This is a genomic window from Verrucomicrobiia bacterium, from assembly GCA_035577545.1.
GTDB lineage: Bacteria > Verrucomicrobiota > Verrucomicrobiia > Palsa-1439 > Palsa-1439 > Palsa-1439.
Genome location: DATLVI010000003.1, coordinates 1 through 5,114, shown reverse-complemented (window position 1 = coordinate 5,114; position 5,114 = coordinate 1). Strand labels below are relative to the sequence as shown.

3 protein-coding genes are annotated in these 5,114 nt (G+C 57.2%); 1 reads left to right on the top strand and 2 read right to left on the bottom strand.

Annotation, left to right across the window (positions count from 1 at the left end; translation table 11 throughout):
- The coding region (locus tag VNL17_00145; protein HXI82480.1) for a flagellar motor protein MotB at window positions 1–2,559 on the top strand (2,559 nt) is incomplete at its 5' end.
- Window positions 2,560–2,947: 388 nt separating this feature from the next.
- Here VNL17_00145 and VNL17_00140 read toward each other — a convergent pair.
- Window positions 2,948–3,961 (bottom strand): IS110 family transposase, encoded by a 1,014-nt coding sequence (locus VNL17_00140; protein HXI82479.1) that lies wholly within the window; start codon window positions 3,959–3,961, stop codon window positions 2,948–2,950.
- A 541-nt stretch (window positions 3,962–4,502) separates the two neighbouring features.
- Window positions 4,503–5,114, bottom strand: a 612-nt coding sequence (locus VNL17_00135) for a hypothetical protein (GenBank protein ID HXI82478.1), incomplete at its 5' end; no start/stop codon positions are given.

The following is a 5,114-nucleotide window of genomic DNA, read 5'->3' as shown; positions in this document are numbered from 1 at the left end:
TACTTGAACGGAAATGTGCATCAGAACTGGCGGTTGACGGCGAGCGCGGACACCCGCGAAGGCCCGGTGAAGGACCTGTTCAGCAACTTCCTGGCCAAGTCGCCCGATTCGTTATTCCGGCGCATCGATCCCGACTATTATTACCCGACGTTTGGCGACGACGGTGTAGTGCAAGAAATGGCGCCAACCTTGGGCAAGTTCTACGTCAAAGCGAGCAATGGCGAGAATTACGGGATGTGGGGCAATTTCAAGGTTGGCTATTTGGATAACGAACTGGCCCACGTCGACCGAGGCTTGTACGGAGCTAACGCACATTACGCGTCCGAACCCACCACCAGCTTCGGCGAGCGGCGGCTCACGGTGGATGGATTCGCCGCCCAACCAGGAACGATGGCGAGCTATGAGGAATTCCGTGGAACGGGAGGATCGCTCTACTTCCTGCACCACCAGGACATCCTGACGGGCTCTGAGCGCGTGCGCATCGAAATTCACGACAAGGCCTCCGGCATCGTCACAGGGGTGGTCAACCTGCAACCCAACGTGGACTACGACATCGACTACCTGCAGGGCCGGTTGCTGCTTTCCCAGCCGCTCTCGTCGACTGCCAACGACAACCTGTTGGTGCGCACCAGCGGCTTGAGCGGTGACGAGGCCTACCTGGTGGCGCGTTACGAATATACGCCAGGTTTCGAAAAGCTGGACCAAGTCGCCGTCGGGGGTCAAGTCCATTACTGGCTCAACGACCATGTGCGGCTCGGCTTTACGGCCGATTCCAACGAGGGGGACTCCACTAGCAACCTCGGCGCCGCAGACCTGACGTTGCGGAAGAGCGCCAATTCCTGGTTCAAGTTGCAGACAGGCCGCAGCACGGGTCTCCTCTCTCCCTCGCTGCAATCCAATGATGGCGGATTTGGGTTTCAGGGTCCTAACGACCAGTCGTTCACCGGCGCGAAGGCTGGCGCCTATCGCGCCGACCTGAGCGTCGGGCTGCGCGATTTCTTCGAGGGTCGCGACGGTCGCTTCACGTTCTATAAGCAGCACCTCGATGCCGGTTATTCATCGCCAGGACAGGCGACGATTAAGGACACCGAGCAATACGGCGGAACGTTCAGGCTGCCCGTGACGAGCAGCTTGAGTCTCGCAGCCAAGGGCGATCAGAAAATCGAGAGCCAGGGGCTCGAGACTCGGGCGGTCGAATTGGACGTGGCCTACAAGCTAGCCGAAAAATGGACCGTCAGCACCGGCGTGCGCAACGACCTGCGTAAGGACAATTCGCCGGTTGTTCCCCTGACGCAGATACAGGGCGAGCGCACGGACGCGGTCGCGCAAGTGAAGTTCGATTCCAGCGCCTCCTGGAGCGCCTATGGCTTCGGCCAGCGCACGGTCGCGGCAAGCGGCGGCCGAGAAGACAATGATCGCATCGGCGTGGGCGGCTCCTATCGCCTGACGAAACGCTTCCGGATCGACGGGGAGGCGTCCGACGGACACCTCGGACCTGGTGGAAAGGTCGGCACGAGCTTTCTCGATTCCCAGGGGACCAGTTATTACCTGAACTATTCGCTGGAAAACGAGCGGACAGACAACGGGCTGCTGCTTCCCGGCAGCCAGGGCAACCTGGTCTTGGGCACGAAGGTGCGGCTCTCCGACACTTCCAGTGTCTACGTCGAGGAGCGTTACCAGAATGGCGGATCCCTGAGCGGACTCACTCACACCACCGGAATCAACCTCACGCCGAAAGAACACTGGAATCTCGGCGGCAGCGGGGAGGTCGGCAAACTGCTCGACTCACAGACCGGCGCCGAAACCGATCGCAAGGCGGCACGGATCAACATGGGCTACGGCCTGGCTAAGATGCAGTTCTCGAGCGCGATCGAGTTTCGCCGGGATAACGCGGAACAACTCGACCGGACACATAACGAAATGACTACATGGCTGTTTCGGAACAATTTCAAGTTGCAACTGACGCCCGACTGGCGCTTGATCGGCAAGCTGGACCGCTCGACCAGTGATAGCTCGCTCGGCGAGTTCTATGCTGGCGGCTACACCGAGGCCGTGGTCGGCTACGCGTACCGTCCAGTGAGGAACGACCGGCTGAACGCCCTGGTCAAGTACACGTACTTCTATAACGTGCCGACCACGGGTCAGGTGGGATTGCAGAACACTGCGGCCGAGTTCCTTCAGAAGAGCCACATCGCCGCGCTCGACCTGACCTACGACCTCACGGCGAATTGGTCCCTCGGAGGCAAGTACGCCTACCGCATGGGACAGGAAAGCCTCGATCGCGTGCACCCGAATTTCTTCGACAACGCCGGGCAGCTCGCGGTGTTGCGCGTGGACTGGCGGTTCCTCAAGGCATGGGATGGCCTGGCGGAGGTGCGAACGCTTTACTTGCCGGATATAAGTCAACGGCGCCGCGGCGCGCTGGCCGCGATCTATCGTCATATTAGCAAGAACCTGAAGGCTGGCGTCGGCTACAACTTCACCGACTTCTCCGACGACCTGACCGATCTGAAGTACAACCACAAAGGCGTATTCGTCAATCTTATCGGGACCATGTGACGCCCGCGCGGCTTTTCTGGACAAGTGGCATGCCGGATTCCAGCTTCCGAACAGCAAACGTTGCGTGAAAGGCGAATAATCAGCTTGCGATTACCCTGCCCCGTCCTTGCCAATAGGCGCCAAAGCTTGCTGAGATAGCGTGCATCCTTTCCCGTACTGCGCCATTACTTCCCATTCTGTTTCGCTCCCTTAGCCTATACTGCGCCAACATTTGACGTGCGTGCCGTTCGGGAAGAGCTACGTGACCAGCACTTTGAAGCTACAGAAGGACCGGTGCGAATTGACCCTGACAATCAACACACTCGGAAGACGATGCGGTTAGGAAGAGTTGTCGAGGGAGGACAATTCGAGGTCGTGCGGAGTTCAGTGAAGCCCGTCCGGCGTGAACTTAGGCGTTCAACTTCGCGCCATGTCCGGTACCGAGCTGTCCCGCGTACGAACCGAACTCTAACGACTGCGAATACTCACAACCATTTCGCCACATCCAGTACAACCGGATCGCCAGCCTACGTCCCATCGCTACCTTGGCAATGCTTCTGTGTCGACGCATGGCCAAGCGTATGTACCGACGTCGCCAGTCAGGATGGTTACGCGCTGCTGCTTGGGCCGCCTCCACCAGCAAGAAGCGCAACAAGGAACTGCCTTGCTTGCTGATGTGCCCCAGCCGTTGCTTGCCAGCACTGGAGTCCTCACTCGGAATCATTCCCACGTAGGTGCCGATCTGCTTGCCACGAGAAAACCGAGTCGGAGTTCCGATGATCAACACGTAGGCGAGTGCCGTAAGCGGACCAACACCGGGATGGGTCATCAGCTGCAGCACTTCGGGTCGCGTTCTGGCTTCCAGCTCGACGGCTGCGGTTAACTCCTCAATCGTCGGATTCATGCGGTCCAGCAACTCTTGCCGCCGTCGACTGGCCCAAGGAGCCAGCGTGAGCTTCTCTAACTGTGCTCGCCCCTGTTCGCTGAACAGTTTTTTCTTCCAGCGATAGCCCTCGTTCATGGCCAACGCCTGCAACTGATTCATGATCCGTGTGCGCATCTGCACCAAGCGATGCCGGTGCCACAACAGTTGCCTGAGATCTCGATTCTCCGGGCTCGGTACCCAGATTTGCGGGAAGTTCTTTTCCCGCATCAGCCTGAGCAGAAGTTGGGCATCCTTGCGGTCGGTCTTCTGCTTTTTCACTCGCTTGGCCTTGATCTCCGCTGGATCGCCGATCCACAGCTCGAAACCTAATTCAGCGAGTAGCCGCTCGAACCAGCGTGAATATCCGGTAGCCTCCATTCCTACCCGTACGCTGATTCCTCGCTGCTTCAGGTCTCGGTAGAATTTCTCTGCTTGCCCATCACTGTGGTTCAGTTCCTGCTCACCACACTCACCCGTCTCTTCTACAAAAAAATGCAATCTGCTGAAAGCTCGGGTGGTAATCTACGCCTATTATCATCATGTTCGCCTCCTTTCTCCCGAGCCTGCGGTCGTCGATAAACCACAGTTTACCCGGGTCAAGGAGCCGACATTGTTATGCAATCATGTACCGCGCCAGTACTTTACTTGTCCGTGGCACTTTGATGTGCGGAGTCACTGGACGGAACGTATCGGGCTTGGCATCGGTAGCCGGGCGCTTATAGAGTAGAGTAAGGCGGACCAGTAGCAGGGCAATTATTCGTGAAAAGTATGTACTTAAAGTATATATAAGAGTATTGTTATGTCCTATCAAAAACGAACAGACCCGGGCGGGGAGCTAATGCAGCCCTCAGTCTCCGCAAGGGCAAAACTGCAAAACGAACTTCGACAAGTCTTTTAAATCCACCAACTTAACTCTTTGGAGTAGTGATTCGAACCCTCAATATTTACAAGAACGCGTTGTATGAGGTAAGCCAGAGAAGATCAAAATCAGCGAGAAGATGTTCCTAATAACAATCGAAGGATTTCTCTCGATCGCGCTTCAGGGAAGACCAGCGCCCAGCTTTTGGTAGACGGCTTGCGCTTCGGTCAGACGCTTCAGCACATATTCCTTTTCGGCGGGAGAATTCCAGTCGGGGTAGTGGGAGGTCACATCGATCGTCCGGTCGACCCAGGCCGCAAAATATTTTGCATCTTCGGTCGAGCGCGGCGCTTTCCCGGCTATTGTCATGTAAATCGGGCTCGTTGTCGCATAGACATATTTGTCCAGCACCGGATACTCCGCGTTGTCGCTCGAAGCCCGCAGCACGCACCATCCGCTTTCCTTAAGCGGCAGCGTTCCTTTCACATCGCCCGAATCACGCGCTCCCTCAAGCTTCAGTGTTGCCGCGACTCGTCCGTTGCAAACCACTTCGAAATGATCCATCGGCACAATCGATCGCAATTTCGCCGTAAAAGGCACAGCGGCTTGCGCACCGTCAAACCTTAATTCGTCCCCAACTTTAAGTCCGCCGAGCGTAAACTCAATCAACGGCCCATTCGTCGCGAAAGTCCGACCATTTCTCAAGGAATCCATCCAGGCCTGCAAACTTACCGGCTCTCCAGGAACGGAAGCGTAGACCCGATCCATGCCGACTTGACCTCGAATCGGCGC